We start from the raw sequence: 23,770 nt of genomic DNA, 5'->3' as shown, positions 1-23,770 counted from the left end.
TTGCCGCCGTCAGTTTGCCGCCGTCACGCGAGTGCGGAGAGGCTGTATTGCGACTTGCTGCTCAACATCAGTTCGGTGAGCGCCCATACCAGCGCGTCAGCGCGGTCAGGCGAGCCGTCGCCCACATAGCCCGAAACCGTCATGTTGCACATCTGGTCTTCAAGGTCAGGGAAGTCACCCACATGGCTAACCCGCTTCTGCTCGTATAGCGCGCTGATCGGCTCCGCACGCACGACTTTACCACGGCTCGCGACAACCTCTTTAAATGCCGCTTTCTTGTCCGCAGTCGCCACGGTGAAGCGCACCATATCGCCACCGAAATTGCGCTCGCCTAGGATACGATCAGCATTGTAGCGGTGATACAGTTCGACCGCGCGGCGTCCCCAGCCTTCCGGTGACATTTGTACAGTACCATCAAGCAGGATGTAGGCGCGGCCATCGACCCCCAGCCCAGCGACCACGATGCCAATATCATCGCCGCCGCCATCACCTTTCGTGCCGCTTGGATCGACCGACACGACGATCCGCTGCATCTCAGGCTCTTTTCCCTTGGCAATGCGCGTGGTGTCAATTCCGGGAATCGTCTGGGCTGGCGTGATGCTGCCGTCTTCGTTCTTGCGCGCCTCGATAACGCGATCATCCAGCGACCACAGCGCACCGTTAACCTCGCTCGCCCATTCCCCGGCCTCGAACCGCAAGCGCTTTGCCGCGCTCATGTTGGCGAGAATGTCGAAATACTTATCGGGCAGGTTTTCCCGGTTGTCGGACGGATTCACCAGCATTTCGGCGTAATCGTCGGGATCGGCCAGCTTTTCCTTCGTCCCCGGCTTCATCTTAAGCTTGAACAGCACGTAGGACCAATGCAGCTTAGATGGCGGGTTGCAATCGAAATATGCCTTCAGGGTCAGGTGCGTCTTGCCGGTCGCTGCGGCTATCGCTGGCGCAAGTTCAACCTTCTGCGCAAGGCGGGACATGGCCATTTCGATTGATGACCACGGTATCTGGCTGCTCTCGTTGAAATACAGCGTGACATATTCGGCACCGAGAATCTTCTCGACCCGCTCTTTATCGTCCAGCCCGCCGATCCATATTTGCGATCCGCCAGGAAGTTCAACATAGAAGTCGGTCTTGTCGAACCGCGCCCTGATTTGGGGGAAGCACAGCTTCAGCACCTTGGGCAGGGTGTCAGACCATATCGAGGTCTTGGCGTGGTTGAACCGCAGGCGGAAAACGGCGTGACGGCTCCCCGGCGCGTTCAGGGCGCGTTGCACGATGGCGCGCAGCAGCAGGAACGTTTTACCGGAACGTGATCCACCGCGAAGCATGATATGGCTGGCGGGACTGGCTAGTAGCCGGTTGGCTTCGCGCTGCTTCGGGGTCAGTTTCGCAAGTGGTGGCCCGCCATTGTGGCCGATGTTAGCAGGTGCGTTCACGGTTTAGCTTATAGCTCTGCATCTTCAGGCGACACGACCATGCGAACCTCGCCCGTCTGCGCGATCTGTTCGCGGAAGGCTTGCACGTCGATATGCTTGCCGATCAGTTCGAGGCGCTTCACCCGGTCAGACAACTTGAGCTTCGTCACATGCCCCGCGCCATCGCCGATGCTTTCGACTTCAAGGCCCGCAACAAGGCCCTGTCGCCAAATAAGCGGCCAGTCCTTCACCGGCTTGATCGTGCCATCATCATTGTAGAGGTCGCCCACGTCAGCAACGCTTTCATCTGCCAGGCGCTTGAGCAGCCATGCCGCGTCAACGCCCGTCTGTTCCGACCTATTCGTTTTTGCCTCAGCAATGGCCTGTGAGACCATAACATTCGATAACAGGCGCGATGACTGCTCCTGAGCCGTTTTCGCGCTGTAGCCTGCCCGTATGGCCGCCTGAGTGGCATTCAGGTCTATGAGGTACTCCTCAACGAACCTTTCCTGTTTGGGTGTCATGCCCATCGCAGCCTCCTACCCTACCGCCATCGCGGATTTAGCCGCCGTCATCTTGTGCCGCTTGCGTGCCGCCTTCAGGCGTTCGGGGCCAAGCATGTGATAGTAACGCTGAGCCGCGCGCTTTCCGTAAAGGCGGTTTACCTTCGACCATCCGTGCTCGACAAAATACCCGACAAACTCCGGTGGCGGGCTTAACATGGTGCGGGTGCTGTACGCCTTCATGCTGCTTCATCCTCATCAATCGGCGCGTAGTTCTTGCCTGCTGCGATCTCCATGAGCGCATAGGCGTATTCGCGTGCTTCGGGGCTGATACGGTTCCAGCATCGGATAAGCTCTACCGCCTGCCGTGTTTCGTCGTCGTCTTCGGGGAGCAGGCTTCCGGTCGCGGCCTTGTGTTCTACGACATGGTGATGCGCCTTGCGGCTCGTCCAGTGTTCGCGCTCAGCCTGAACGATCATGCGCTGCCGGATTGCGGGGTCGTCGATCTTGGAGATTTCCTTCGCGACTTCGAAGCTCACCTTGTCGGAGCGCCAGCCTTCGGGAATCCGCTCTGCTACCTTTGCGTCTGCGGCGATGCGTTTTTGATCCACGCCCATCTGAACAAGCATCAGTTGCACCTGCTCGCGGTCGGCAAAGTGTTTGGTACCGTGGGCGAACCAGTCTGCCATGAGCCAGTCGGCTTGGCGGCGCTGTGTGACGATGCCCCTGCCGAGATTTACCCATGCTTCGAAGTCGATGTCTTCGGGCAGTGCAAGCGCTACCGTGGCAGGTGGCGCGATCGTAGCAATCTGGTTCATTCTATGCCCTCCCTTTGTTGCTGTGGTGCTGTTCGCAGTCTGGTCCATCTTCGCCATAGGCCGCCATCGCAATTTCCACTTCGTGACCGTTGACGGTGAAGGTGGCGCATGACGTGGCGCGGTATTCAGACCCTGCGAACGATGCGCGTTGAAGCGTTTGCTGTGCGAGGCTTCCGACTTCCTCACCGAAAAGATGGGCCGAGGTTGGGGCGGGTTCGCGTTTGTGTATGAACGTGGCGGCGATCAGCGCGCCCAGCCCGACGAGCGCTAGGTCGTGGAGCATCACTCCCCCTCCGAAGCATGTGCGCGAAGGGCGGCTGCGGTTCGACGGCAGTTCCGGGCATTGCTTGCGTTGGCCTGGAAAGCCATGTCCTCACCGGCCTCAACGGCCAGATTTTCGAAATACTTAGCGGCGCTATCTTGAAAGGCGGCAAGCGCCAGCAGTTCTTTCGCTTCCATCACTCGTTTCCCTTCGTTCCGATCACCGCGTCTGCATCTCGCGGCTGAGATATTCGCGCACCCATTCGACCGGGATGTGGTAATGCTTGGCGATCCGCTCCGGGTCGGCCTTGCGCAGGCGTTCCGTGTCCGCTTGCGCAAAATCCAGTATCAGCCGCGTAAGCGGGAATTGGGTTGCCATGGGCTGGGGTCTCGGTCACAGCGCGAACCCGCGCTCAGGGAACTTCAGGCTGCGCAAATGCTCGATCTCGCGTTCGACTTCGGCGGCCCGGTCGCGAACCCCGCCGTCCAGGTATCGGAAACCGCTGACCGATCGGCCCCGGCCTTCCTCCCGCGCTGTCACGGTGCGAACGCCGACCATCACGATGTCGTCGAAGTCCAGTCCATCCTTCAGCCATTGGCGAAGCTGGGCGCGGTCCATTTCGGCTATCGGGCGGGTCAGGTGGATAGCTTCCGCGATCTGTTGAGCCTTCCGCTCAAAATCACTTGGGCCAGCAGGCTGGAGGGAAACTGCCTCGCGTGGGCGCGCAAGCCAGCTTCTTTCCTTATTCCCTTTTTCCCTTATTTGTTCTGTGTCTTGCGCCTGTCTTGCGTCTGTCTCGGCATGTGTCTCACGCTGTGTCTTGCAACTGTCTTGTTCGGCCTGAAAATCATCATAATTACAGATGGTTACGACGGTAACGCCTGTCGTCGTCACTGTCTCAATCATCGTCTCGCTTTTCATGCGTTTAAAAAGTCGCTCGATCCACGCCTTGTCTCGATCCATCGCATTCGCCATGTCGCGCACCGACACGGCAAGCTGGCCGCGCGCGAGCGTGATGGGGCGATCCTTGTACCGGACGCGGGTGGGACGCCACGCCGCGCGCAGGATCATCCAGGCAAAGGCCATCGCCTCTGCATCGTTACGAAACGCCGGGTGCCCCAGCAGCGTGCGATGGATCAGCGCGAAACCGCCTTCGGACATTATCGCCCCCATTCGGCGGAACGCACCGCCTGATAGTTGGAAAGGAAAAGGCATGTGGACTCGCCCACGCGGCCCTGACGGCGCTTCGGGACGATCAGGGACAGCCACCCCCGCGTCTCGGCCAATTGCCGCTCATGGTCGTCCTGAGCGGCCTTGCTGACCTTCTTGCGTTCGAGGTAATATTCCTCGCGATAGAGGAATAGGACGTTATCGGCGTCCTGCTCGATCTGCCCGCTGTCACGCAGGTCGGACAGCATCGGGCGCTTGTCCTCCCGCTGCTCGACCGCACGGCTCAATTGGGCGAGCGCGACGACCGCGATCCCCAATTCCTTCGCCATCGCCTTGAGGCCCTTGCTGACCTCGGAAACCGTCTCGTAAGCGCTTTGGCGGCGATCGTCGGAATGAAGCAGTTGCAGATAGTCGATCATCACGACGCGAAGCTGTTGCCCCTTCGCGGCCATCTGGCGGCGGTGTCGGCGTACCTTCAGGATCAACCGCGCCAGCGTCATCCCCGCGCCGTCCTCGATGGCGAGGGGCCAGTCCTTCACATGCTCACCGGCCTTGGCGAGCAAGTCGTCCTCTTGCGCGTTCGTGGTGCCGTTTACGATGCGTTCGAACGGTATCCAGTTCTGTGGCGCGCGGCAGCACAGGTCTGACGCCATGCGCATCCCGACTTGTTCGGCGCTCATTTCAAGGTTCACCAGCAAGGTGCCGTGCCCGTTGCGCGCAAGCCCAAGCGCGGCGCTGCACGCAACGGCGGTCTTTCCCATCGAAGGGCGCGCGCCGATGATGGTAAGGCACCCCGGCTCAAACCCGCCCAGTGTCTCGTCAAGCTGGCGTATTCCGGTCGTAAATCCGACCTTGCCGTCATTCGCCTTGATCTCGGCAATGCGCTTCGCGGCCATGCCGATGCTGCCGGAAAGCGTCGTGCTTTTCGATGATTCCCGGCGCTCGACCGATGCGACGATTGCGGCGTCTGCGCGATCCACCAATTCGGCAAGTGGAATAGCGAAGTCTGCCGCTCCCGCGCGCGCATCGTCCAGCGCCAGTGCGAGGGCGCGGCGCTGCGACAGATTTTCAATCTGGTCGATGAAATGCCGATACCCGACCAGCCCCGCCCCGCTTCCGGTAAGCTGAGCCAGATAGGACGGCACGTCCAAATCGGCGGGATCGTTCAGGAATATGGGGCGCAACGTGATCGGCGTTGGCCGCCCGCCAAGCGAATGCTCGCGCACGATCGCGTCATAAATGCGCCCGTGCAGAGGCTCGGAAAAATCCTCGATGCGCAACCGGTCGGCGGCGATATCGATGATCTGAGGTTCCATCATCATCGCGCCAAGTAGCGCCGCTTCGGTTTCGGCATTGGCGAGCGTCGATGCGTCGCGTGGCGCGTCGGTGGTGATAGCGTTCATCAGCATGACACCCTCCGGTCGGCAGCAAGAAACAATCGCTTCCAGCGTTCGTGGGCGCGCACGGTGCGCATGGCATGTTCCATGTCGGACGCCAGTTCAGGCGCTGCGTCACGCTCGCGGACCAGCGCGACGTAATCGTCCCATGCGTCCTGCACCGCGTCAGCGTCGGGGATGATCGGAATGACGTTCACGAAAACACCTCTGTTTCCCACCCGCCGCCGCGCTTCTTGGGCAGCGGCTTCACGGCGATGAAGCGGAACGGATATTGCTCGGCAGCGACCTTGATCTTGACGCGCGCGTCATCCATCCAGTGCCCCTTGACTTCGTGGACCTCGATCGCGCCATCAGCGCGCATCACGGCATAGTCTGGCGTGTAGAATGTGTTGTCGGCCAGCCGTAGCTTTACGCCCTCAAACCGATACCAAAGGATTTCACCGGCCTGCATCGCGGGCTTAAGTACCGAGTCTTCGTATGCGGCCTCGGTCTTATTCTGCTTGCCTGCTTTCATCCGGCCCAGTGCTTGAACAGAGGCACGCATAATCACAGCCCCAGCGCGAGCTGATAGGTTTCGATGGCGTCCTCACGCTGGCGGCGCTTGTCGGCGTCCATCGCGCGCTTTTTGATGATCTCGCGTAGTGCTGCCTTGTCATAGCCGCGTGATGCTGCCTCGTTGAACACGTCGCGAATATCGTCACTGATACCCTTACGCTCTCCGGAAAGGCGTTCGATGCGCTCGACAAGAAGGCGCAGTTCTTCGGCGGCGATGCTCTCGCTCATGCGGGTTTCTCCGATTGTTTGATGATTGCAGGCCGATCGACCGAAAAATGCGGCAGGCTCCTACGCACCGGGTCAGAGACGCGGTGGAAGCTGTAGACGCCTGTACGGGTGTCGATGATGGCGCAGGGAAGCAGGACGCGAGCGGGAAACATCATGCCGCCACCCCATGCCGCTTGATCCATGCGCGCTGTGCGTCAGCATCCCATGTGCCGCCGATCTCGTCACAGGCGGCAACAAGCATAGCGCTGGCCTTTTCGGGTTTGTGACCGCCGGTCGGGCGATCATATCCCGGCTGATAGCCGCTGGTTGATCGTCCGCCGCCGTGAAGTGCAATCGGCAGGCGGTATTCCGCCCCAGCTACAGTGCGCCCCGGCAGATAGGTTTCGACAAACTCAGACATGCGCATGTCGATCGACGGGAACGCGCGTAGGAGCTTGTCCTCCTTTTCGGTCCAGAGAACGCCGCTCATGCAGCTTCCCCTGCAAAAAGGTTGCCTTGGCGCTGCGCGTCCTCGGGCGACCAATTGTTGCGCTTGGCTTCGTTTAGCGAGCCGGGTAATATTTGCAGGTTGGTTTCGCAGTGCAGTCCGCACACCAGCTCATGCTGGAGGGGAACAATGTGGTCGACATGCATCCGCTGACCAGTTGCGGCCTGAATCGCACTCGCCCTCTCATAGATTGCCGCTATCTTCGAAAGATTTGCCCATGGCGGTGTGGCGCGCAGTTTTGACGCTTTGTACTTGGCGGAAGCTGCGTTGCGCTTACCGCGATTAGCTTTCGCCCAGATAGAGTACTCATCACGAAGGCGCGCACAGTTTTGGCGCTTAAAGCTACGGTTGGTTTCGCGTGCCTTTTCTAGGTTCGAGGCACGCCAAGCAGCTGATTTAGCCGTCAGGCGCTCGCGGTTTTGACGCGCCCATTCACTATTCCGCTCTCGATGGCACTGCTTGCACCACGAAACATGTCCATCACGGTAGCGAGGGTCAGTCCGGAATTCCGTGACCGGCTTATTTACAGCACAGCGCCCACACATCTTCATGCCGCCGCCCCCGGTATAAACAGGTCGCCCTGTTTTTGAGCCTCCTCAATTCTGCGAGCAGCGATGTCGAAATAATGCTCTTGCAGCTCAATTCCGATAAACCGACGGTCGGCCATCACAGCGGCAACGCCAGTGGTGCCGGAACCCATGAATGGATCTAGAATAGTCTGGCCTGTGTTGGTGAAGTCCGCGATGATCTCGCTCATCAGGCGGCGCGGCTTTTCGGTCGGGTGCGTGCCCTCGCGTTCGGGGCTATTCACGCAATGCGTATAGACGCCGCGTTTGCCGCCCGCGTTCCAGCGCGCGAATCCCTGCCCGGCCCATGCGCATACAAAATGCTCAGCACCTTGCGCCGGTCCCTGCCCGTTCATTTGCGGCGTGCTGTCGGGCTTCACCCACACGCAGGCGCGCTTGTAGCGCATCGGGCTGGGGTTGATTCCATCAGCCCAGCGGCCCACACCTTCCGAAGTGCAGAACGCGATGAACCAGCCATCGCATTGCGCGCCCCACGTGATTACTTCGTCGCGAATTTCGTCAATCGGCGCGAAGTCGAGCGGCTTCCAGTGGTGAGAGCCATCAGGACGAACAAGCCCCTTCATGCCGCCCTTGCTTGCGTGCATGATCGCCTCATAAGGCGGGTCCATGATGATATGATCAACCGGCCCCAGCGTAGGCATAATCTCTAGGCAATCCCCCAGATACAGCGTGGCATTGCCGATATGTTCGACGCGGCTCATGCCCCAGCCCTCCGCTTGGTCGCCCAGCCCTTGTGAGCGGCGGCGGAGCGCGCCTTGTATTCGGGTGACTGTATGCGGGCGCGGTTGGCCTGCACCATACGGGCAAGGGCGCGGCGGGCGATCAGGATGCGGAGATACTTCATGCCGCCTTCCCCGTGCTGGAATAGGGGAGCAGCTCGGCAATGAGGCCATCAGCCGCTTTGGTCGTGTCGGCCTCTTCCGTATGGTCGATAATGCCATCAGCGGCGCAGCGCGTAAGGATAGCCCAATGCGCCATGCCGTTGATAAGCAGGCGGATCGGCTCGCGCTCGTCCGGCTCGTCCATCGGGGAGGCGTTGCCATAGCCGATAATCGCAAGCACCGCGTTGACCGCATGGGGGCCGATGACAACTGCCAGCGACAGGGCGGCGGATAGCGACGGTTCGCGTACTTCGCCCGGGTCATTTGCCATGTAAGAGCGGATCGTGCGGACCGAGACGCCCGACAGGCGGTGCAAGTCCTCAACCGTAAACCGGCGCTCGATGACAATCGCGGTGCGGAGAAGCGGGCGAACCGTATCAATTACACGATCGCGGGAAACGATAGGCGCCAATTCCGCTGCTATGGTGCGCTGCGTCATTTAATCCTCCGGGCATGAAAGGGATTGAGAACAGCATCGACGGGACCGGAGAGGCACAGCGCCTCCCCCTCCCGATCGACGCCGAAAAACAGGTGCGCCTTGCCGAGGCCGCGCGACTGGTGCGCAGCGCTCGCAGGCGTTGGGAAATGGCGGGGCTGATCGGTCATCAAGCCGCCTCCGACGAGGTGGCGCGATGAGCCGTTCGGGCCATTGCGATGAGCATGTCGCGGAAAGCGGGCGGGGTAGCGTTGGCCTCTGCTTTCGAAAGCGTCGGCTTGTTTCGATCTTTCCCGCGCTGATCGTGAAAGCCTACTTGATGGCTCCCAATAGGACGCGACCAATCAAAATCAAATGGCTCGACACCGAAGGCGTAAAGCCACGTAGCCTTGTTGGCTCGGTGGCCATAGGCAGATTGCCAAACCTCGCATACCCATCCACCAGTAGCGCAGCGCTGCCAGCCCGTACGGAGCGGCTTAATCAACCCATAGGCGTTCCAAGCGCGGGTTTTAGCCGGATGCTCAAGCACGCCGCCATATGTTCGCACCGATCGCAGGGCGCTGGCGAAACAACCGCCGTCGTTACCCGGTCGATTGTGCTCGCCACCCCAACGCGCATAGTTGACGCGCGCCATAGCGCCCCACCGCTGGCAAGGCGGGTGTGCGACAACGGGATGCGGCCCGGCATAACGGCGAGCATCACGCGGCTCGTCCCACGGATCAACGCCGTCGAGACCGAAATAGCAGCCATCCGTTTCGACGTAGAGCGCCGCAATGGTGCGGGGCTGATCGGTCACGAGCCGACGCCATGATCGCGATATTCCGCGCCGTGATGGAAACCGCGCTCGTCCTGCCAGCCTTCGGGCGCGGTCAGGATAAGCAGGGTGATGACCAGCGTGCAGATGACGCAAAGGGCGAGGTAGGCCATTTATGCCGCCTCCCGCTCTTTGGTTTTGCCAAGGGAACGGATGCGGCTCAGGGCTTCCGGGTATTGCTCATCGTCGATCTTGCGGAAGCGCCAGTGAGCGTATGCGGCTTCCCAAAAGGCCGTCCTTTTGGGCGACAGGCCAGCAACTTGCACACCATATTCGCCATCGACCGGCGGCAACAGTCCGCTAACCCGATAGTGACGACCTTCTGCGAGCATCGTATCAACACGTTCGCCGGTCCATGGATCGAAGCGGCCCTTCGCATCCACACACACCACGACATCGCCAACATCAAAAGGACAGCCCATCGCTCAATTCCCTTCGCTGTGAGAAGGGGCACCCTGAAGCCACTTTACATGGCGGCGAACGCAAGAGCCGCGAATTACTTCGACGACAAATTTATCATCTGGAGTTGCATCAATGCGCGCTACGTGTTCGCGCAAATGATCTGCATAAGATCGGTACTGACCAATCATTTCAGCTACCGACAGCTCACCCCAATCGACAATACCAAAACCGGAAGGAGCGTTAGGAACTCTAATAGAGGTAAGCTTCTCGGACATAATCTATCCTTCGCTATGATGAAAATTGCCGGTGGCGTCGGTACCCGACGGGACGCCACCGGCAGGGTGCGCGACCGTGGTAAGGTCGGTCGCGGGGGAGAATTGCTTGGCAAGGCTGGTGCCGACGTAGCGCGCGTTGTTCGTCAGCTTGCGTTGCCATGCGCCGACACTCGGCGCCCAACGGAAGCCACGCTTTTTGAGAGCGGCGCGCTCTTCATCGGTCGGCTTATCGGGGAAGATCAGTTGCAGCCGATCAAGCGTGACATTTTCGACAACGCGAATATTGCCGATCAGGGTTTCGGGATGGCCGCCCTCGTCGGATTCCACGATCGCCGCCCGTTCGGCACGCCGCTGGCTACGTTCAATCCATTTCGTTGCGCCATCGCGATATACCGCCAGTTCCTCATATCGGCGCATCTCGATGTCCATGCGCTTCTGGTTACGATCGACCGGGAACCGAGCGGGTCCGGTAATCATCCAGTTCATGGTACGCGCGCCTGCCTGCTGGAACGCGACCCAGCGCTTGCGATAGCCTTGCGTCCAGCTCGCAACATCTTCGGCTGTACCGCCGGCTTCGTAGATGTCGCTTGCCGCGCTAGTCAGGTCGGAAACTGCATCCTCTACAGCTTGACGGGCGCGGCGTTCGGGGCTGAACGTCCGGGCGTTAAAGCCGCGCTCGAACGCCTCCATGCCGCCAACCCAGCCAAGGATTTCGGCGCGGGTGCCCTGCGAATACGGATCGACGGTTTCGGCTTCCCCGCTCATGCTGCCGACCTCGCTTCGGAGGTGGCCGGTGCAGGGTATATGTCCGGCCGCCATTGGTGGCGGGGTACGCCCGTTGCCATCTCAGCTTTCAGCACGAACTCGGCGGGAAGTGGTCGCCCCTTGCGCACCCAGTTCGATACATTCTGCTGCGAAGTCCCGATCGCCTCTGCGAAGCGGGTCTGGCTCGAAAGGTCGCCTTTCATGGCGCGCTTGATCGGATAAGGCTTCATAATGGAAGCACTTTACCACTCGGTTGTAGAATTACAACCCCTTTGTACGAGCAAAGGCCGCAAAAACTTTGTAGCTGACTCCGCCGTGGCACAGGAACCAATAGACGCAGGCGCAGCAGGACTGTGGACGAAGGCCGAGCGGGTCAAGCGCGGGCTGTCCGCCGACGACCTGAAAGAGCGTATCAACGGCCTTGCGCGTGAAAACGGCGATCCGACGACTGTGTCGCAGCAGGTGGTTTCGAAATACGAACAGGGCAAAACCAAGAAGAAGCCCGCATGGACCCGGTACATCGCAATGGCGTTCGCCCAGATGGACGGCGAGACGCGCGAAGACCCCTACCTTGACACTGGCAAGGCGGATAATTCCGTGATGATCCGGTTGCTGCCCACCCACGCGGGCATGGGTGGTGGCGGTAGTGGCGAGGGCGATGAAGGGGAAATTGCCTTTTCGCGCGACCTGATCGAGCGCGAATTGCGCGCGCCACCCGACGCACTGTTGGCGATGGTCGCAGAGGGCAATTCGATGGCCCCCGACTTCATGGGCGGCGATCAGATATTGGTAGACACTCGCAAGCGATCGCTCGCCCAGCCTGGCGCGTTCTGCCTGTGGGATAGTGACGGGCACGTTATCAAATATTTGGAGCGAATCCCGAACAGCGAGCCGCCCCGCGTCCGTATCATCAGCGCGAACCGCGAACTGTTCGAGCCCTACGAACGCCTTGTCGAAGAGGTGAGCCTGATCGGGCGCGTCATCTGGTACGGGCGGCGGGTGCAATAGCGCTACAACTTTTTTACAAACCGGTTGTTGACTTGCCTACAATCCGGTTGTAGATACTGACCTCACAGCGACACACCGTCGCAAGGAGGTCAACATGGCAAAGACGCTTTCCGAGCAATTCGATACGCTTTGCAAGAAGCACGATCTGTCCGCGATCGGCTTTTCCTGCCACGCGCCGGATCGGGGCTACGATAAGCCCTATTATTTCGTCACCCTGACGTGGGGCGATATCGGCGACAACGCGCACCAGAATTGCAGCGGCACCGCGTATACGATTGACGAGGCGTTCAAGGACGCACTCGCGCAGATGACGCAGCGGCGCAATCCTTCGTCTGTCGATACCGGCATTGAAGACACGACTATCGAAGCGGAGGCCGCATAATGGCTACCGCAGCTCAGAACATTCCGGAAGTAAGGGACTTTCCGCACGTTCTCCGTGCCGAGCGCCTTCTTGGCCGCACGGACTGGAGCGCGGCAGACTACTACGTCGAAGGGCTGGCGGAGTTCGATCGCCACTACACCGCGAAGCCTGATCGGTTCACGCCCGCGCGCCGCCGCGAATACGCAAGCAAGTACGTCTATTTCCATTGCCCGCGTCACAAACTGACGCCGGGTGTGGCCCTTCATGACGAGGGGCGCGCATAATGCCCAGCGAAACCGCAATCCGCCGCGTCATGGAAGATACCGGCATGGAGTATCTCCAAGCGTATCGCCATGTGCAGGCGCGCGATCATCTCAACCGGACCGGCGCGATCTACAACCGCCCCGGACGCTTTGCAGCCTTCGAGCGCTACTGGAACGATCCTGCTTACCGGGATGGCGTGGAGGCGCAAGTCCAGTCCAACCGCGACCGCGACCGCGCCAATGCAGCGATTGACGAAGGTATGCGCAAGGCTCGCGAACGCCGCGCACTGGCGACGGGAGGCGAGGCATGAGCGAGCGCACCTCATTCGACGCCGCCGAAGCTGCACTGCGCGCCCTGCGTATGCCCGATGAGGCTGACCTGATCGTCGCGGTCGGCGCGCACGCACCCAGCACCGACTGCCGCAATGGATACGTCTCGATCACGATCCGGCGGGGCAAGGACGAGGCAACCTCGGAAGCCGTGCACCTGATCGACGCCGCATACCTGGCGCGCGGGAAGCTGAACGCAATGGAACGCAAGCGGGAAGCTGAAAAGGCTGAAGCTGCGATGGAACAGGAGAAGGTGAAGTGATTGTCACCCGTAAAGCGATGAAACGCGCCGTTGATGCAGAGCGCGCACGATATGACGATCTAGCCGCAGTTGTCGACGTCGCCTTCCTTCCTTCGGTGTGCCGAGTAATTAAAGAGATGCGCGAAGGTTGGGCGGTTCCTTTTAGCTATGTAGCGGCAGATGCGGGCGTTCCAGACAAGTGGACTAGAGAAATAATCCGCGCGCTAGCTGCTTTGGGGCTGGCTGAGCATCACCCATTTTGCAGCGAAGATGACAACCTCATTCGCGGAAGCGGTTATTCACTCACCGCTAATGGCGCTCGCGTTCAAGCAATGCTCCGCGCTCGTTCGGGTGAAGAACAATGAGCGGGGCGAAGCATACTCCGGGTCCGTGGTTTCCGCACGGGTTCACGTATCCCGAAGGTGTTGCAGGCGATGTGTTTGCGAAAGACAGCAACAATGTCCTTGCTTGCACCGCGATATGCCGAGTGGTCGAGCCTATATCGAAGATGGATAGCGATTTACGCCGTCCTCCCCTCGATGCGTTGCAGGCAGTAGCGCGCAAGAACGCTGCACAACCTGTTATTGAAGCCAACGCCCGCCTGATCGCCGCCGCACCTGATGGGCTGGAGATTGCGGAAGAGTTTCTTGCTTTCGCACGGTCTGGCGCGAACTTCTACTATCCGCCGGGATCGCTGCAAAAGTTGGAGGCTTTCGTCGCCAAAGCACGCGGTGAAGCATGACCCGCATTTCAACCACAATTGTCATCACCGCCATGATGACCGGCTTTTTCCTCTCGCTGTTCGGCGGTGACCTGTTCGCAGCACTTCCGTTTGCGATCGGCGGGGCGGTGTTCATCACCGCGCATGTTCGGAGGGAACGGGCATGATCGAAGTCACTCACCACGCAGCACAACGCTATGTCGAGCGCGTGAACCCTGCCCTGTCGCTGGACGAAGCGCGGCGGGAAATCATGAGCCACGAACGCGCCATCATGGTGGCGATCCAAGAGCGGTGCACATGCGTCCGCCTTGGGTGCGGGGCGAAGCTGGTTCTGGTCAACGGTCGCGTTGTCGATGTGCGGGAACGGCGGTGGATTTTGCCGCCTGTCATGCGCCCCGCGCGCCTCAATTTCGCAATGGAGAATTGAAATGAACGCTGTTGCTTCACAGCCTGAAACCGGCACCGACATCGCGACCGTCGTTGCGCACAATCCCGCAATCGTGCTGATCGATGCCGGGAAGCGCGAAGACCTGTTTGCCCATATCCGGCGCGAGGTTGAGGCATTCGAGCCTGACCTGACGACCGCCAAGGGCCGCGATGCGATCAAGTCGCTGGCGTACAAGATCACGCGGTCGAAGACTGCAATCGATGCGGCGGGCAAGAAACTGAACGAGGATGCGCGCGCGCAGATCAATGCGGTTGATGCATCGCGCCGGGAGGCTCGCGAGAAGCTGGACGCGCTGGCCGCTCAGGTCCGCCAGCCGCTCACCGATTGGGAAGAGGCTGAGAAGGCGCGTGTCGATGGCTGCCGCGAGGACATTGAGGCATTCAAGCGCGCAGGCGAGGTATCGCTGAGCGACACCGCCGAGGACGTGCGCCAACGGGGCATGGATCTGTGGAACCAGACGATCGACCCTGACCGCTTCCGCGACATGGCCGAAGAGGCGCAGGCCGCGAAGGATGCATCCGTCGCCGCGTTGAAAACTGCCCTCGCCCGCCTTGAGCGGGAGGAGGCTGACCGGGCCGAACTTGCCCGGCTGCGCGCCGATCAGGAGAAACGCGAGGCCGAGGAAGCTGCCAAGCGTGAAGAGTCAGAGCGTGCAGAACGCAAGAGGCAATACGCTAGGGACATTATCGAACACATCCATCAGTGTGGATTGGGGACAATTGGGGGGAAAACGTATCCCTACGTAATTCTGATCCGCGAACTCGAAGAGAAGATCGAAACTGGACCGCGCGCCGAAACTGCTTTTGGCGATATGGCCGATGAGGTTGAGAAGGCTCGAACCGATACTCTGATCCGACTTCAGGATGCGTGCAAAGCTCAGGCGGAGCGCGAGCAACGCGAGCAGGCCGAAGAGGCTGCCAGAAAGGCTAGGGAGCAGGCCCAGCGCGAGGCCGAAGAGCGCCATCAAAAGGAACTGGCCGCCGAACGTCACCGGGCCGAAGAGGCCGAGCGTGCCGCGCAGGAAGAGCGCGACCGCGCGGCCCGCGAAGCGGCGGAGCGTGAGGCCGAGCAGAAGCGGCAAGCCGAAGAGCAGGCGAAGCGCGAGGCCGATCAGGCGCACCGCACGAAGGTAAAGAGCGCTGCGAAGGCCGCGATCATGTCGTGCGGCGCTGATGAGGACACGGCGCGCAAGATCGTCGTGGCGATCATCGCCGGTGAGGTTCCTCATGTTCGGTTGGGGTTTTGAGCAATGGAAACGCCAAAGAATAGCGTCGATCAAGCAATCGACCAGATGGAGCCGATCGTCAGCGATCTGGGGAGCGTGTGCAGCAGTTTGCAGGAAGCGGCTGCCATTTCAGCCGCCATCAGTCTGAAGCGGATCGCCGATTCCTTCGACAGCTCCGCGATCGGCGGACATCCGCAAGGCAGCGTCCTCTGGTGGCTCGAAACTATCGCCTGCGCCGCTCAAAACCCCCGGAGATCATGACGATGACCGACAATCCTTTCGACCGCGATTACGTCGCTCCGCAACAGCCGGAAGCCGCGCCTGAGCCGAAAGCCGAAAAGCAGGCGAATGCTCCGCTGATCACGAAACCCGGCGCATATCGCGACATCCCAGCGGAGGATTACCATGGAAACGCGAACCTGTTGCCCGCTCCCTCGCTGTCGTCAACCGGCGCAAAGCTGCTGCTGAACAAGTCGCCCTATCACTTCTGGTTTCAAAGCCCGATGAACCCGGATCGCGTCGAGCAAGAGGAAAAGGCGCATTTCAGCGTCGGTAAGGCGGCGCATGACCTGATCCTGCTTAGCGAGCGGTGGCCGGAGTTCTATCACGTCCTGCCGGAAGGTTTCGCGCGCAACAAGACGAAGGCGATGCCCGAAGCGATCGCGGCCTATGAGGCGGCTGTCGCGGCGAACAAGTGCATCCTCACCCATGATGGCGCGGAGACGGTTCGGCAGGTCGCAGAGTCGATCAAGCGTAACCCTGTTTCGGTTACGGCGCTTACGAACGGCGAAAGCGAAACGACGCTCGCGTGGAAAGACCCGGAAACGGATGTTTGGCTTCGCGCCCGCCCCGACTTCATGCCCGCCGCCGCGCGCGTCGGTGGTGACGTTATCGTGGTGTCCGATCTGAAGTTTGTGGCGGGTTCACACGCGGACCCGGAGGGCTTCAAGAGCGCCATCTCCAATTTCGGCTATCACCAGTCAGCCGCCTTCTATGCCGATGGCATCAAGGCGACGTTCGGGCATTATCCGACGCACTGGCTTCATGTCGTCGTCGAGAAAGACCCGCCGTATTGCACCGCTCTTTATGAGCTGCCGCAAGAGGACATTGAGCGTGGGCGTTGGCTCAACCGCGAAGCGATCCGCAAGTTCGCCGAGTGCCTGAACGCGGACAAGTGGCCCGGCTACGCAGATGATCCCCTGCCGGTCGGCCTGCCGATCTGGGCACGCAAACGGATCGATGATGTCGAGGGGCACGAACTGGCTTGGGCGGCTGCGGCATGAGCGGGAAGCCTACTGAAGCGCAAACTCGCGCTCGCCAGCGCAACTGGCAGATACGGTGCATCCGATCGCTTTGGGCGCAAGCTGGGCACCTTAGCGAGCCATTCCGCACCAGCGTCAGAGAGGCGATTGACGCCGACCTTATGGAACGCGGGGCCGAACCGGAGCGCGTTCGGCGCGAACGATACGTGACTGAAACCGAAATCCCCTTTTGAGGAACTGATACATGGCTACCCAACTCACTACCACTGATGACAAGCGCGACATGGCGCTGGCGAAATCGATCGGTACGACGCAGCTTGATAGCAACGCGCCGCGTTCGATGTTCCAGCCTGCGAACATGGGCGAGGCGATGGAGATTGCGCGCCTGATGGCTGGCAGCAATTTCGTCGCGCCGCACCTTCGCGGCAAGCCGGGCGACTGCCTCGCTGTCGTGATGCAGGCCGCGCGGTGGGCGATGGACCCGTTCGCGGTCGCTAACAAGACGTTTTTCGTGAATGACCGCATCGCCTATGAAGCGCAGCTCGTCACGGCTGTTATCAATTCGTCCGGCGTGCTTGATGGTCGCCTTCACCCCGAATGGGAAGGCGAAGGAAACGAGCTGGTTTGCACCGTCACGGGCAAGCTGAAGGGCGACGACGAGCCTAAAAAGCGCCGGGTGGCGATCAAGAACATCACCACGCGCAATTCGCCGCTGTGGAAGCAAGACCCTGAACAGCAGATCGGCTATTACGCAAGCCGTGCTTGGGTGCGCCTCCACGCGCCGGAAGTGCTGCTCGGCGTCTATTCGCCCGACGAGTTTGAAGCGCCTATGTCCGCCGCTGGCGCTGGCAGTCTGGCGGAGACGCGCGAGGCAAAGCCCCTCACCGCCGCAATGCTGACGCAACAGGCGACGGATAAACAGGTTGCCGAGCATGTCGAAGCGATCGACGGACGCGCCGATGAGGATCACGGCGAGGCTACCACGCTGGAAAGCGCCAAGGCCGAAATCGACGCGACCAAGATGGTGCCCGATGTGAACAGCCGCCTTTCCGCGCTGATTCCGCTGCTGAGTGACGACGATGGCGACGCGCTGCGCAGTCACGCGATGGACCGCATTGCCGAACTGAAGGAGGCGACAAATGGCTGAGGACCCCGCCACCGTCGCCTACAACCGGGCGCTCTACCAAAAGTCGCCACGCGAGCGCCTGCGTCGGATCAATTACGACCGAAAGCGTCGGGGTGCGCCGCTTCTCAACTCGCTGGACGAAACGCGGCTGCGCATCCCGCTTGGCGATGACGCCGCTTGACAACTGAAGCGCGGCAACAGGCCGCATAGGAGATATGTGATGTTCGCAGGTCCGGATCCGTGTGACGATGCAACCGCTTGCTGGTCTGTCAATGATGACGGTCACTGGTGCCCAAGTTGCGGCAATTTGATTGCCCGCCCCGAATGGCTCGAGTGCGGCGCGCATCTGCCTGACGAATGCAATATATGCGGCTACCCGGATGCCTCAGCAGTCGCTGAATATCACTGCGGGCCGGATGATGATGACGACGACCTTTGCGAGTGCTGCGGGAAGCCGTGGGAGCAATGCCCGGAAAACTTTGACTGCGGCATGATGCCCGATGGGCAGTGCTCGAAAGCGGGTAGCGAGGAATGTGATTGGGAATGCCCGCGCAACCTCGGTTGACAAGTTTCTCAAGGGAGCGGGGCGGTCCCAATAAGCCGCCCCGTAGGAATGACGAAGCACCCCGGCAATGAGGCCGGGAGCCGGTGGCGGGGCTGATCCCCCGGCGGCCCCGCCACTGATACAGGAGATTTGAACGATGGCACAGAACACGAAGATCGAATGGTGCGATCACACCTTCAACCCGTGGATCGGTTGCACCCGCGTTGGACCGGGCTGCGGCCTGCCGACCGCTCCGGGAGAACCGGAAGGCGCAGGGTGCTATGCTGAAACCCTGATGGACCATCGCTACGGTCGAGTTGAATGGGGCGCGGGACGACCGCGCGCCCGGACAGCGGTATCGACGTGGAATCAGCCGCGCAGATGGAACCGTGATGCTGAAAAAGCTGAGACCCGGCCTTTCGTGTTCTGCGCGTCGTTGGCGGATGTGTTCGACAACGAGGTGCCGGAGCAGTGGCGCGCAGATCTGTTCGAGCTGATCGAAGAGACGCCGAACCTCGTCTGGCTGCTACTCACAAAGCGGATTTGCAATGTTCGCAAAATGACTGACCCGATGCGCGGATGCCGGATCATCCCGCCTAACGTCGCAATTGGTGCGACGATGGTGACCCAGCGCGAATACGACCGCGACGCGCGCCAATTGGCCGAGGTGAAGCATTTCGCTGACGTGCTGTTCACCTTTGGCAGCTTCGAGCCGCTGCTGGGCTCAATCATCATCGACGACAATGCGCCGGACTGGATCATCGTCGGCGGCGAAAGCGGTCGGAATGCACGGCCTATGGACCTGCACTGGGCGCGAAGCCTGCAACGGCAAGCGTTCCATCATGGCCGGGTGTTTAACTTCAAGCAGCGCGGCGGGTCGAGCTCTGACAAAGGAGGCCATTACCTCGACGGCCAGACCTATTTCGCGCGCCCTTCAATCGGAAAGGTTGCGGCATGAGCGACATCACCAAAGACCCCCGCATGAACGCCCCGCCCCGGCTGTCGGACCTGCCGCGCGAACAGATGATGAGCGCGCTATACCACCGCGCCGAGGCCAAGCGGCGGGATTATCTCGACCGGTTTTGTAATCCGAAGCCGCGCCTGATCGAGCGCATTATCCGGAGGCTGGGGCTGTGAAAATCCGCATCCAGAAACGCAGCCCGCGCAAGCGCAGTTCGCGCCGCTTCGCATGGCTTCCCAAGCGCGTTCGTCCCGGCTGCTGGGTGTGGCTGGAGCATTATCGCCGGTATGGGAGTGGGTATTATGGGTGACCGGTTGATGACCAGTGAAACCGATAGCGTGAAGGTGATACAGGCGGATCGTGACCGCGCCGCTGAATGGACGCGAGCCCGCTGCCGAACGCTTGGCCTGTCCGAGCAAAGCATCGCTGCGATAAACGAAAACCTGTCAGCGGGTGCGGCGGATGATGACGAACTAGTCCAAGCCTTCGCGCTTCACCGCATCGCCCACAGCACCGATAGCGCGGGGCTGGTGGAGGCGGCCGCCAAGATTGCCGAAAAACATAAACGGTATGAGGCATCGGACTTTCCCGTTTGCCAGAGCATCGCCGACGATATTCGCGCCCTCGCTCAATCCAACGCTGTGCCGTCTGATATGGGGAAACACATTCAGGATTTTCGCTGGCGCGCAAGAACCTGCCGGACAAACCCCGACGCATATTGCGAAAAGTCCGCAGCCGTTTGGGATATGGCCGCTGATGCTTTGGAGGCTGGCAATGAAACCGCATGAACGCTTCATGGCGATGATCGCCGCCCATGCTGTCGCAGACTATCCGATGCAGGGCGATTTTCTGGCGAAGGCAAAGAACCGCACCGTGCCTATTCCCGGCGTGCCGTGGTGGCAGGCGCTGGGCGCTCACGCGATCATTCACGGCGCGGCGGTTGCGTTCATCACTCGATCGCCCGCGCTCGGCATCGCTGAAGCGGCGGTTCATGCAATCACCGACGACCTGAAGTGCAACGGGCGGCTGACCTTCAATCAGGATCAGGCAATCCACGCGGCGTGTAAATTGCTGTGGGCCATGCTCTCCGCTCTCCCCAAGGATGCTGGCGATCAGGATAAGGAGGCGCGGGGATGACGGCACCTGCTACCGAGATGATGAGCCGGATCAAGCGCGCGAAGCGCAACGGCACAAAACTTCACCTCGATCATGAACACGTCGATTTGCTGCTGCAGGACGATGTATATTCGCTGCTTTGCCGGTACGAATTGAAGGAGATGACCGGATGCGCGGTCGAGCAAAAGGAGCCAGCGAACGATTCCAAATCGGCCGATATTGGCTCTGGTACAGAAAAGACCGCGACGATTGGAATATCTGCTGGTCCGAAGGAAGGGTCACGCGCCGAACGTCGACAGGTATTGGCGGTGGCAAGCCAGACAGCCCGCCAGAACAAGCGCGCGAAGCACTAGCCGAGCATTACGCCTCCAAGAAGGACGTTTCGGCAGAACTGCCAGCCAACGGCTTCAAGTCGCCTGCAGATGTGCTTTTGAGCGACGCGACTATCCTTTGGCTTACTCAGCACGTCGCGCACCTGTCCGCGCCCGAACGCTATGAGGAATCGCTCAAGGTGTGGGAGCAGTTTTGGGAATATCTCGAAAGCGTGCGCGCACTCCCCGATCCGCTCACTATCGCCTCGATTGGCACCACGATCCGCATAAACGATGAGGCGGTAACGCTGGTCGACGCGTTCGTGAATTGGCGAAAAGCGCAAGGCACCAGTGCGCCGAGCATATCGCGGGACCTCGCTGCGCTGCGCGGGCCGATCAACTGGGCGAAGCGCGAACACCGGATTACATGGGCACCGTTTATCAAAGACGTGAAGGGCAAGAAGCGCCCCAAGGAACTCGAATGGTCGCCCGAACAGATCGCGGTCATCCTTGACGCGGCGCTTGCTTCACCCGACCGCCACCATGTTCACCTTTTCACGATAATCATGCTCAGCACGCACGCGCGGGCGGAGGCGACACTCGAACTGCACGCCGAACAGATACGAAAGGGGCTTATCTATTTCCTGCGCCCCGGAGAGGATCAGACGAGCAAGCGCCGCGCGATCGTTCCTGCCTGCCCTACCCTCGCACCTTGGCTTGCAGGGAAAACGGGTAAGATCATCGTCTATCGCGTGCCCACCAGCGCCAAGACGCGCGCGAACGGCGGGCCTGAGTATTTCGAGCGCCCGACCGACAATATCAGCAACGCCTTTGCTGGCACGCTGATTGCCGCGCACGCGATGCGCCCGGACCTCGGCTTTGCAGAACAGCGCAACGACGATGATGGCAAGCCGCGATGGCTCCCCCCGCGCGCGAAGCTGGGCGAAACAAAGCGCCGTCCGAACCTGCGCGCCATCGGGACGCCGAATACCCTGCGGCACACGATTCATACTTGGCACAAGCGCCGGGGTGTGCCCGATGCGCAGATCAATGCTGCTGCAGGACACAGCGAGGAAGGGACCGGCGCGAACTATACCCATTTGCGCCCGGAGTACCTGCAGGAACTGATCGAATCTACCGAGGCATTCTGGCGCGAAGTCGGACGCTATACCAACGCCCATTTGCGATACCAGCGCGATACCAAGGTGGTTTCGATTGCTCGAAAGGGATTGACAGGATGATGGAAAAGTCTAGGATTTATGCGGGTGGCGGCTTGGTGGAGCTGAGGGGAATCGAACCCCTGACCTCTGCAGTGCGATTGCAGCGCTCTCCCATCTGAGCTACAGCCCCGCCGCCGGTCCGGTCTTGCCACCGGAAGCGCCCATTTAACGTCGCTTGTCGCGGCGTGCAACCGCGATCGACATTGAACTTTGCATGTCCTCGCCCCGGCATGGGCATAGCTCGTCCCGTCGCTCCGCCGGAACCGCGCCCCCGCTTCGCTCTTTGACCTGCCGAACCTCCGGCCGTCGCCGGAGCCCAGCAAAGGCGAAGGAGCAGGCATGCCCGATCCCATATCCCCCATCGCCGGTCATCGGCGCGACAGCGGCCAGTCCGGCTTTGACGATCCCGGCGCTGCGAAGCGCGACAATGACCTTCCCATCCCGCCCGAACGCGGTCCGCGCGAACGGGTGGAGGACGATGCCGCGCAGGACCCGGATTTCGATCCGGTCTATGACGACAAGGCTTCCGGTCGAAGCTGACCGCCTATTGCAACGCTTTGCACGAAGCGTACATATCGTGCGCGACAAACCTATAGTTCGAACAACCGTCAGGAGAATGCAGACATGGCACGCGCATGGCATCTGGAAAGCCGCCCCAAGGGCATGCCGACGACCGACAATTTCGCGCTGAAACCGATCGACCTGCGCGAACCCGGTAAGGGCGAGCTGCGCATCGCCAATCGCTGGCTGTCGGTCGATCCCTATATGCGCGGGCGAATGAACGATGTGAAAAGCTATGTCCCGCCGTTCGAACTGGGCGCACCGATGCAGGGCGGCGCGATCGGCGAAGTCGTTGAAAGCAATGCGGACGGTTTTGCGGTCGGCGATATGGTCCAGCATATGGCCGGCTGGCGCGACGAAGCGGTGGTGAAAGCGTCCGACGTGCAGAAACTGCCGCCGCTTGATGTCGAGCCGCAGGCTTTTCTGGGGCAGCTCGGCATGCCCGGCATTACCGGCTTTTTCGGCCTGACCGCAGTGGCCGAAGCGAAAGAGGGCGAGGTCGTGTTCGTATCCGCCGCTGCGGGCGCGGTCGGATCGACCGTGGTTCAGATCGCGAAGGCACGTGGCATGACCGTGATCGGATCGGCGGGCGGCAAGGAGAAATGCGACTGGGTGCGCTCGCTCGGCGCGGATGCGATGATCGACTACAAATCGGACACGCCGCTGATCAAAGCATTGATGGAAGCCGCTCCCGACGGGATCGACGTGTATTTCGACAATGTCGGCGGCGATCATCTCGATGCGGCCTTTGCCTGCGCCAATCAGGGCGCGCGCTTCGCGATTTGCGGGATGATCGACAAATATAACGTCGGTGCGCCGACCGAGCTTCGCTACCTCCCGCGCCTGATCGGCAATCGCATCCGGGTGCAGGGCTTTATCGTCAGCGACTATCTGTCCCGCGCCGGAGAATTTTATGAAGAGGCGGCCAAGCTGCTGCAGGCAGGCAAGCTTCGCCGGGAGGAAACCGTCGTCGAGGGGCTGGAGAATATGCCCGACGCGTTTCTCGGCCTGTTTTCGGGAAAGAATCGCGGCAAGATGCTTGTAAAGCTCTGATCCGCCAGTCCAATCCGTGAAGGCGAA

Annotated in this window: 44 protein-coding genes and 1 tRNA gene; 21 read left to right on the top strand and 24 right to left on the bottom strand. The window is 60.7% G+C overall.

What is annotated here, in order from left to right:
* Positions 1-23 precede the first annotated feature (23 nt).
* The 23 genes from EV664_RS11620 to EV664_RS11535 form a co-directional block, all read right to left on the bottom strand.
* Positions 24-1,433, bottom strand: coding sequence for a phage terminase large subunit (locus tag EV664_RS11620; protein ID WP_229668232.1), 1,410 nt, complete (start codon positions 1,431-1,433; stop codon positions 24-26).
* An 8-nt stretch (positions 1,434-1,441) separates the two neighbouring features.
* A complete protein-coding gene (locus EV664_RS11615) occupies positions 1,442-1,942 on the bottom strand; it encodes a terminase small subunit (RefSeq protein WP_133495881.1) in 501 nt (166 codons plus the stop codon).
* Between the two features lie 9 nt (positions 1,943-1,951).
* The gene (locus tag EV664_RS11610) at positions 1,952-2,158 is read right to left on the bottom strand and encodes a hypothetical protein (RefSeq protein ID WP_133495880.1); all 207 of its coding nucleotides are present in this window, start codon (positions 2,156-2,158) and stop codon (positions 1,952-1,954) included.
* Positions 2,155-2,790, bottom strand: coding sequence for a hypothetical protein (locus EV664_RS11605; protein ID WP_133495879.1), 636 nt, complete (start codon positions 2,788-2,790; stop codon positions 2,155-2,157). Before EV664_RS11605 ends, EV664_RS11610 begins: the two co-directional genes overlap by 4 nt.
* Before the next feature lie 225 nt (positions 2,791-3,015).
* Positions 3,016-3,192, bottom strand: a complete 177-nt coding sequence (locus EV664_RS19260) for a hypothetical protein (protein WP_162848833.1) — start codon at positions 3,190-3,192, stop codon at positions 3,016-3,018.
* A gap of 22 nt (positions 3,193-3,214) precedes the next feature.
* A complete protein-coding gene (locus EV664_RS19255; protein WP_162848832.1) occupies positions 3,215-3,373 on the bottom strand; it encodes a hypothetical protein in 159 nt (52 codons plus the stop codon).
* 15 nt (positions 3,374-3,388) lie between these two features.
* A complete protein-coding gene (locus EV664_RS11600) occupies positions 3,389-4,156 on the bottom strand; it encodes a hypothetical protein (RefSeq protein WP_133495878.1) in 768 nt (255 codons plus the stop codon).
* Positions 4,156-5,574, bottom strand: a complete 1,419-nt coding sequence (locus tag EV664_RS11595; RefSeq protein WP_133495877.1) for a replicative DNA helicase — start codon at positions 5,572-5,574, stop codon at positions 4,156-4,158. Before EV664_RS11595 ends, EV664_RS11600 begins: the two co-directional genes overlap by 1 nt.
* A complete protein-coding gene (locus tag EV664_RS11590) occupies positions 5,568-5,759 on the bottom strand; it encodes a hypothetical protein (protein ID WP_133495876.1) in 192 nt (63 codons plus the stop codon). Before EV664_RS11590 ends, EV664_RS11595 begins: the two co-directional genes overlap by 7 nt.
* A complete protein-coding gene (locus EV664_RS11585; RefSeq protein ID WP_133495875.1) occupies positions 5,756-6,106 on the bottom strand; it encodes a PDDEXK family nuclease in 351 nt (116 codons plus the stop codon). Before EV664_RS11585 ends, EV664_RS11590 begins: the two co-directional genes overlap by 4 nt.
* Positions 6,107-6,108: 2 nt before the next feature.
* Complete coding sequence (locus EV664_RS11580) at positions 6,109-6,345, bottom strand: DUF2312 domain-containing protein (RefSeq protein WP_133495874.1); 237 nt, start codon at positions 6,343-6,345, stop codon at positions 6,109-6,111.
* Between the two features lie 151 nt (positions 6,346-6,496).
* The gene (locus tag EV664_RS11575) at positions 6,497-6,814 is read right to left on the bottom strand and encodes a hypothetical protein (RefSeq protein WP_133495873.1); all 318 of its coding nucleotides are present in this window, start codon (positions 6,812-6,814) and stop codon (positions 6,497-6,499) included.
* Positions 6,811-7,383, bottom strand: a complete 573-nt coding sequence (locus EV664_RS11570) for a hypothetical protein (RefSeq protein ID WP_133495872.1) — start codon at positions 7,381-7,383, stop codon at positions 6,811-6,813. The genes EV664_RS11575 and EV664_RS11570 overlap by 4 nt, the downstream gene beginning before the upstream one ends.
* Positions 7,380-8,120, bottom strand: a complete 741-nt coding sequence (locus tag EV664_RS11565; protein WP_133495871.1) for a DNA-methyltransferase — start codon at positions 8,118-8,120, stop codon at positions 7,380-7,382. The genes EV664_RS11570 and EV664_RS11565 overlap by 4 nt, the downstream gene beginning before the upstream one ends.
* The gene (locus EV664_RS19250) at positions 8,117-8,263 is read right to left on the bottom strand and encodes a hypothetical protein (protein ID WP_162848831.1); all 147 of its coding nucleotides are present in this window, start codon (positions 8,261-8,263) and stop codon (positions 8,117-8,119) included. The genes EV664_RS11565 and EV664_RS19250 overlap by 4 nt, the downstream gene beginning before the upstream one ends.
* Entirely contained in the window at positions 8,260-8,739 is a 480-nt protein-coding gene (locus EV664_RS11560; protein WP_133495870.1) for a hypothetical protein, read from the bottom strand. Before EV664_RS11560 ends, EV664_RS19250 begins: the two co-directional genes overlap by 4 nt.
* Complete coding sequence (locus tag EV664_RS19245) at positions 8,736-8,906, bottom strand: hypothetical protein (protein ID WP_162848830.1); 171 nt, start codon at positions 8,904-8,906, stop codon at positions 8,736-8,738. Before EV664_RS19245 ends, EV664_RS11560 begins: the two co-directional genes overlap by 4 nt.
* Positions 8,906-9,532, bottom strand: coding sequence for a hypothetical protein (locus EV664_RS11555; RefSeq protein WP_229668230.1), 627 nt, complete (start codon positions 9,530-9,532; stop codon positions 8,906-8,908). The genes EV664_RS19245 and EV664_RS11555 overlap by 1 nt, the downstream gene beginning before the upstream one ends.
* A complete protein-coding gene (locus tag EV664_RS19670; RefSeq protein ID WP_268237673.1) occupies positions 9,529-9,663 on the bottom strand; it encodes a hypothetical protein in 135 nt (44 codons plus the stop codon). The genes EV664_RS11555 and EV664_RS19670 overlap by 4 nt, the downstream gene beginning before the upstream one ends.
* Positions 9,664-9,972 carry a hypothetical protein gene (locus tag EV664_RS11550; protein ID WP_133495869.1) on the bottom strand — a complete coding sequence of 103 codons (309 nt, stop codon included), beginning with the start codon at positions 9,970-9,972 and terminating at the stop codon, positions 9,664-9,666. It lies immediately after the preceding gene.
* Between the two features lie 3 nt (positions 9,973-9,975).
* Positions 9,976-10,227, bottom strand: a complete 252-nt coding sequence (locus tag EV664_RS11545) for a hypothetical protein (RefSeq protein ID WP_133495868.1) — start codon at positions 10,225-10,227, stop codon at positions 9,976-9,978.
* A gap of 3 nt (positions 10,228-10,230) precedes the next feature.
* Complete coding sequence (locus tag EV664_RS11540; RefSeq protein ID WP_133495867.1) at positions 10,231-10,992, bottom strand: hypothetical protein; 762 nt, start codon at positions 10,990-10,992, stop codon at positions 10,231-10,233.
* Positions 10,989-11,222, bottom strand: a complete 234-nt coding sequence (locus EV664_RS11535; RefSeq protein ID WP_211338502.1) for a transcriptional regulator — start codon at positions 11,220-11,222, stop codon at positions 10,989-10,991. The genes EV664_RS11540 and EV664_RS11535 overlap by 4 nt, the downstream gene beginning before the upstream one ends.
* 1 nt (position 11,223) lies before the next feature.
* Here EV664_RS11535 and EV664_RS11530 point away from each other — a divergent pair, with 1 nt between their 5' ends.
* From EV664_RS11530 to EV664_RS11450, 19 genes are all read left to right on the top strand, one after another.
* Complete coding sequence (locus tag EV664_RS11530; RefSeq protein WP_133495866.1) at positions 11,224-12,000, top strand: LexA family transcriptional regulator; 777 nt, start codon at positions 11,224-11,226, stop codon at positions 11,998-12,000.
* A 94-nt stretch (positions 12,001-12,094) separates the two neighbouring features.
* Entirely contained in the window at positions 12,095-12,382 is a 288-nt protein-coding gene (locus EV664_RS11525) for a hypothetical protein (RefSeq protein ID WP_133495865.1), read from the top strand.
* Positions 12,382-12,645 carry a hypothetical protein gene (locus tag EV664_RS11520; protein WP_133495864.1) on the top strand — a complete coding sequence of 88 codons (264 nt, stop codon included), beginning with the start codon at positions 12,382-12,384 and terminating at the stop codon, positions 12,643-12,645. The genes EV664_RS11525 and EV664_RS11520 overlap by 1 nt, the downstream gene beginning before the upstream one ends.
* A complete protein-coding gene (locus tag EV664_RS11515; protein WP_133495863.1) occupies positions 12,645-12,935 on the top strand; it encodes a hypothetical protein in 291 nt (96 codons plus the stop codon). Before EV664_RS11520 ends, EV664_RS11515 begins: the two co-directional genes overlap by 1 nt.
* A complete protein-coding gene (locus tag EV664_RS11510) occupies positions 12,932-13,216 on the top strand; it encodes a hypothetical protein (RefSeq protein WP_133495862.1) in 285 nt (94 codons plus the stop codon). The genes EV664_RS11515 and EV664_RS11510 overlap by 4 nt, the downstream gene beginning before the upstream one ends.
* On the top strand, positions 13,213-13,560 hold the full coding sequence (locus EV664_RS11505) for a hypothetical protein (RefSeq protein WP_133495861.1): 348 nt from the start codon (positions 13,213-13,215) through the stop codon (positions 13,558-13,560). The genes EV664_RS11510 and EV664_RS11505 overlap by 4 nt, the downstream gene beginning before the upstream one ends.
* Positions 13,557-13,937, top strand: a complete 381-nt coding sequence (locus EV664_RS11500) for a hypothetical protein (protein ID WP_133495860.1) — start codon at positions 13,557-13,559, stop codon at positions 13,935-13,937. Before EV664_RS11505 ends, EV664_RS11500 begins: the two co-directional genes overlap by 4 nt.
* Positions 13,934-14,083 (top strand): hypothetical protein, encoded by a 150-nt coding sequence (locus EV664_RS19240; RefSeq protein WP_162848829.1) that lies wholly within the window; start codon positions 13,934-13,936, stop codon positions 14,081-14,083. Before EV664_RS11500 ends, EV664_RS19240 begins: the two co-directional genes overlap by 4 nt.
* The gene (locus EV664_RS11495; RefSeq protein WP_133495859.1) at positions 14,080-14,343 is read left to right on the top strand and encodes a hypothetical protein; all 264 of its coding nucleotides are present in this window, start codon (positions 14,080-14,082) and stop codon (positions 14,341-14,343) included. The genes EV664_RS19240 and EV664_RS11495 overlap by 4 nt, the downstream gene beginning before the upstream one ends.
* Before the next feature lies 1 nt (position 14,344).
* Positions 14,345-15,610: a hypothetical protein gene (locus EV664_RS11490; protein WP_133495858.1), complete on the top strand. Its 1,266-nt coding sequence runs from the start codon at positions 14,345-14,347 to the stop codon at positions 15,608-15,610.
* Positions 15,611-15,613: 3 nt separating this feature from the next.
* The gene (locus tag EV664_RS11485) at positions 15,614-15,850 is read left to right on the top strand and encodes a hypothetical protein (protein WP_133495857.1); all 237 of its coding nucleotides are present in this window, start codon (positions 15,614-15,616) and stop codon (positions 15,848-15,850) included.
* A gap of 2 nt (positions 15,851-15,852) precedes the next feature.
* Positions 15,853-16,872: a PD-(D/E)XK nuclease-like domain-containing protein gene (locus EV664_RS11480; protein ID WP_162848828.1), complete on the top strand. Its 1,020-nt coding sequence runs from the start codon at positions 15,853-15,855 to the stop codon at positions 16,870-16,872.
* Positions 16,873-17,095: 223 nt separating this feature from the next.
* Complete coding sequence (locus EV664_RS11475; protein ID WP_133495855.1) at positions 17,096-17,998, top strand: recombinase RecT; 903 nt, start codon at positions 17,096-17,098, stop codon at positions 17,996-17,998.
* Positions 17,991-18,158, top strand: coding sequence for a hypothetical protein (locus tag EV664_RS19235; RefSeq protein ID WP_162848827.1), 168 nt, complete (start codon positions 17,991-17,993; stop codon positions 18,156-18,158). Before EV664_RS11475 ends, EV664_RS19235 begins: the two co-directional genes overlap by 8 nt.
* Before the next feature lie 520 nt (positions 18,159-18,678).
* Complete coding sequence (locus EV664_RS11470) at positions 18,679-19,479, top strand: DUF5131 family protein (RefSeq protein WP_133495854.1); 801 nt, start codon at positions 18,679-18,681, stop codon at positions 19,477-19,479.
* The gene (locus tag EV664_RS11465) at positions 19,476-19,658 is read left to right on the top strand and encodes a hypothetical protein (protein ID WP_133495853.1); all 183 of its coding nucleotides are present in this window, start codon (positions 19,476-19,478) and stop codon (positions 19,656-19,658) included. The genes EV664_RS11470 and EV664_RS11465 overlap by 4 nt, the downstream gene beginning before the upstream one ends.
* A gap of 141 nt (positions 19,659-19,799) precedes the next feature.
* A complete protein-coding gene (locus tag EV664_RS11460) occupies positions 19,800-20,270 on the top strand; it encodes a hypothetical protein (RefSeq protein ID WP_133495852.1) in 471 nt (156 codons plus the stop codon).
* Positions 20,257-20,619, top strand: a complete 363-nt coding sequence (locus EV664_RS11455) for a DUF3307 domain-containing protein (RefSeq protein ID WP_211338501.1) — start codon at positions 20,257-20,259, stop codon at positions 20,617-20,619. The genes EV664_RS11460 and EV664_RS11455 overlap by 14 nt, the downstream gene beginning before the upstream one ends.
* A 148-nt stretch (positions 20,620-20,767) precedes the next feature.
* Positions 20,768-22,150, top strand: a complete 1,383-nt coding sequence (locus EV664_RS11450) for a site-specific integrase (RefSeq protein ID WP_133495851.1) — start codon at positions 20,768-20,770, stop codon at positions 22,148-22,150.
* Positions 22,151-22,183: 33 nt separating this feature from the next.
* Here EV664_RS11450 and EV664_RS11445 read toward each other — a convergent pair.
* Positions 22,184-22,259, bottom strand: a tRNA-Ala gene (locus EV664_RS11445).
* 209 nt (positions 22,260-22,468) lie between these two features.
* Between EV664_RS11445 and EV664_RS11440 the strand changes: the two genes are divergently transcribed.
* Positions 22,469-22,669, top strand: coding sequence for a hypothetical protein (locus EV664_RS11440; protein WP_133495850.1), 201 nt, complete (start codon positions 22,469-22,471; stop codon positions 22,667-22,669).
* An 84-nt stretch (positions 22,670-22,753) separates the two neighbouring features.
* Positions 22,754-23,743, top strand: a complete 990-nt coding sequence (locus EV664_RS11435; protein ID WP_133495849.1) for an NADP-dependent oxidoreductase — start codon at positions 22,754-22,756, stop codon at positions 23,741-23,743.
* Positions 23,744-23,770 lie beyond the last annotated feature (27 nt).

The organism is Stakelama pacifica (assembly GCF_004361835.1).
In the GTDB taxonomy this organism is placed as follows: Bacteria; Pseudomonadota; Alphaproteobacteria; order Sphingomonadales; family Sphingomonadaceae; genus Sphingomonas; species Sphingomonas pacifica.
This window is presented reverse-complemented; position numbering and strand designations above follow the sequence as displayed.

Excerpts from the sequence above, each read along its gene's own strand:
- EV664_RS11615 (WP_133495881.1), bottom strand. The coding sequence starts at position 1,942 with ATGGGCATGACACCCAAACAGGAAAGGTTCGTTGAGGAGTACCTCATA.
- EV664_RS11610 (WP_133495880.1), bottom strand. The coding sequence starts at position 2,158 with ATGAAGGCGTACAGCACCCGCACCATGTTAAGCCCGCCACCGGAGTTT.
- EV664_RS11605 (WP_133495879.1), bottom strand. The coding sequence starts at position 2,790 with ATGGCGAAGATGGACCAGACTGCGAACAGCACCACAGCAACAAAGGGA.
- EV664_RS19260 (WP_162848833.1), bottom strand. The coding sequence starts at position 3,192 with ATGGAAGCGAAAGAACTGCTGGCGCTTGCCGCCTTTCAAGATAGCGCC.
- EV664_RS19255 (WP_162848832.1), bottom strand. The coding sequence starts at position 3,373 with ATGGCAACCCAATTCCCGCTTACGCGGCTGATACTGGATTTTGCGCAA.
- EV664_RS11600 (WP_133495878.1), bottom strand. The coding sequence starts at position 4,156 with ATGTCCGAAGGCGGTTTCGCGCTGATCCATCGCACGCTGCTGGGGCAC.
- EV664_RS11595 (WP_133495877.1), bottom strand. The coding sequence starts at position 5,574 with ATGCTGATGAACGCTATCACCACCGACGCGCCACGCGACGCATCGACG.
- EV664_RS11585 (WP_133495875.1), bottom strand. The coding sequence starts at position 6,106 with ATGCGTGCCTCTGTTCAAGCACTGGGCCGGATGAAAGCAGGCAAGCAG.
- EV664_RS11580 (WP_133495874.1), bottom strand. The coding sequence starts at position 6,345 with ATGAGCGAGAGCATCGCCGCCGAAGAACTGCGCCTTCTTGTCGAGCGC.
- EV664_RS11575 (WP_133495873.1), bottom strand. The coding sequence starts at position 6,814 with ATGAGCGGCGTTCTCTGGACCGAAAAGGAGGACAAGCTCCTACGCGCG.
- EV664_RS11570 (WP_133495872.1), bottom strand. The coding sequence starts at position 7,383 with ATGAAGATGTGTGGGCGCTGTGCTGTAAATAAGCCGGTCACGGAATTC.
- EV664_RS11565 (WP_133495871.1), bottom strand. The coding sequence starts at position 8,120 with ATGAGCCGCGTCGAACATATCGGCAATGCCACGCTGTATCTGGGGGAT.
- EV664_RS19250 (WP_162848831.1), bottom strand. The coding sequence starts at position 8,263 with ATGAAGTATCTCCGCATCCTGATCGCCCGCCGCGCCCTTGCCCGTATG.
- EV664_RS11560 (WP_133495870.1), bottom strand. The coding sequence starts at position 8,739 with ATGACGCAGCGCACCATAGCAGCGGAATTGGCGCCTATCGTTTCCCGC.
- EV664_RS19245 (WP_162848830.1), bottom strand. The coding sequence starts at position 8,906 with ATGACCGATCAGCCCCGCCATTTCCCAACGCCTGCGAGCGCTGCGCAC.
- EV664_RS19670 (WP_268237673.1), bottom strand. The coding sequence starts at position 9,663 with ATGGCCTACCTCGCCCTTTGCGTCATCTGCACGCTGGTCATCACCCTG.
- EV664_RS11550 (WP_133495869.1), bottom strand. The coding sequence starts at position 9,972 with ATGGGCTGTCCTTTTGATGTTGGCGATGTCGTGGTGTGTGTGGATGCG.
- EV664_RS11545 (WP_133495868.1), bottom strand. The coding sequence starts at position 10,227 with ATGTCCGAGAAGCTTACCTCTATTAGAGTTCCTAACGCTCCTTCCGGT.
- EV664_RS11540 (WP_133495867.1), bottom strand. The coding sequence starts at position 10,992 with ATGAGCGGGGAAGCCGAAACCGTCGATCCGTATTCGCAGGGCACCCGC.
- EV664_RS11535 (WP_211338502.1), bottom strand. The coding sequence starts at position 11,222 with ATGAAGCCTTATCCGATCAAGCGCGCCATGAAAGGCGACCTTTCGAGC.
- EV664_RS11530 (WP_133495866.1), top strand. The coding sequence starts at position 11,224 with ATGGAAGCACTTTACCACTCGGTTGTAGAATTACAACCCCTTTGTACG.
- EV664_RS11525 (WP_133495865.1), top strand. The coding sequence starts at position 12,095 with ATGGCAAAGACGCTTTCCGAGCAATTCGATACGCTTTGCAAGAAGCAC.
- EV664_RS11520 (WP_133495864.1), top strand. The coding sequence starts at position 12,382 with ATGGCTACCGCAGCTCAGAACATTCCGGAAGTAAGGGACTTTCCGCAC.
- EV664_RS11515 (WP_133495863.1), top strand. The coding sequence starts at position 12,645 with ATGCCCAGCGAAACCGCAATCCGCCGCGTCATGGAAGATACCGGCATG.
- EV664_RS11510 (WP_133495862.1), top strand. The coding sequence starts at position 12,932 with ATGAGCGAGCGCACCTCATTCGACGCCGCCGAAGCTGCACTGCGCGCC.
- EV664_RS11500 (WP_133495860.1), top strand. The coding sequence starts at position 13,557 with ATGAGCGGGGCGAAGCATACTCCGGGTCCGTGGTTTCCGCACGGGTTC.
- EV664_RS19240 (WP_162848829.1), top strand. The coding sequence starts at position 13,934 with ATGACCCGCATTTCAACCACAATTGTCATCACCGCCATGATGACCGGC.
- EV664_RS11495 (WP_133495859.1), top strand. The coding sequence starts at position 14,080 with ATGATCGAAGTCACTCACCACGCAGCACAACGCTATGTCGAGCGCGTG.
- EV664_RS11490 (WP_133495858.1), top strand. The coding sequence starts at position 14,345 with ATGAACGCTGTTGCTTCACAGCCTGAAACCGGCACCGACATCGCGACC.
- EV664_RS11485 (WP_133495857.1), top strand. The coding sequence starts at position 15,614 with ATGGAAACGCCAAAGAATAGCGTCGATCAAGCAATCGACCAGATGGAG.
- EV664_RS11480 (WP_162848828.1), top strand. The coding sequence starts at position 15,853 with ATGACCGACAATCCTTTCGACCGCGATTACGTCGCTCCGCAACAGCCG.
- EV664_RS11475 (WP_133495855.1), top strand. The coding sequence starts at position 17,096 with ATGGCTACCCAACTCACTACCACTGATGACAAGCGCGACATGGCGCTG.
- EV664_RS19235 (WP_162848827.1), top strand. The coding sequence starts at position 17,991 with ATGGCTGAGGACCCCGCCACCGTCGCCTACAACCGGGCGCTCTACCAA.
- EV664_RS11470 (WP_133495854.1), top strand. The coding sequence starts at position 18,679 with ATGGCACAGAACACGAAGATCGAATGGTGCGATCACACCTTCAACCCG.
- EV664_RS11465 (WP_133495853.1), top strand. The coding sequence starts at position 19,476 with ATGAGCGACATCACCAAAGACCCCCGCATGAACGCCCCGCCCCGGCTG.
- EV664_RS11460 (WP_133495852.1), top strand. The coding sequence starts at position 19,800 with ATGACCAGTGAAACCGATAGCGTGAAGGTGATACAGGCGGATCGTGAC.
- EV664_RS11455 (WP_211338501.1), top strand. The coding sequence starts at position 20,257 with ATGAAACCGCATGAACGCTTCATGGCGATGATCGCCGCCCATGCTGTC.
- EV664_RS11450 (WP_133495851.1), top strand. The coding sequence starts at position 20,768 with ATGCGCGGTCGAGCAAAAGGAGCCAGCGAACGATTCCAAATCGGCCGA.
- EV664_RS11440 (WP_133495850.1), top strand. The coding sequence starts at position 22,469 with ATGCCCGATCCCATATCCCCCATCGCCGGTCATCGGCGCGACAGCGGC.
- EV664_RS11435 (WP_133495849.1), top strand. The coding sequence starts at position 22,754 with ATGGCACGCGCATGGCATCTGGAAAGCCGCCCCAAGGGCATGCCGACG.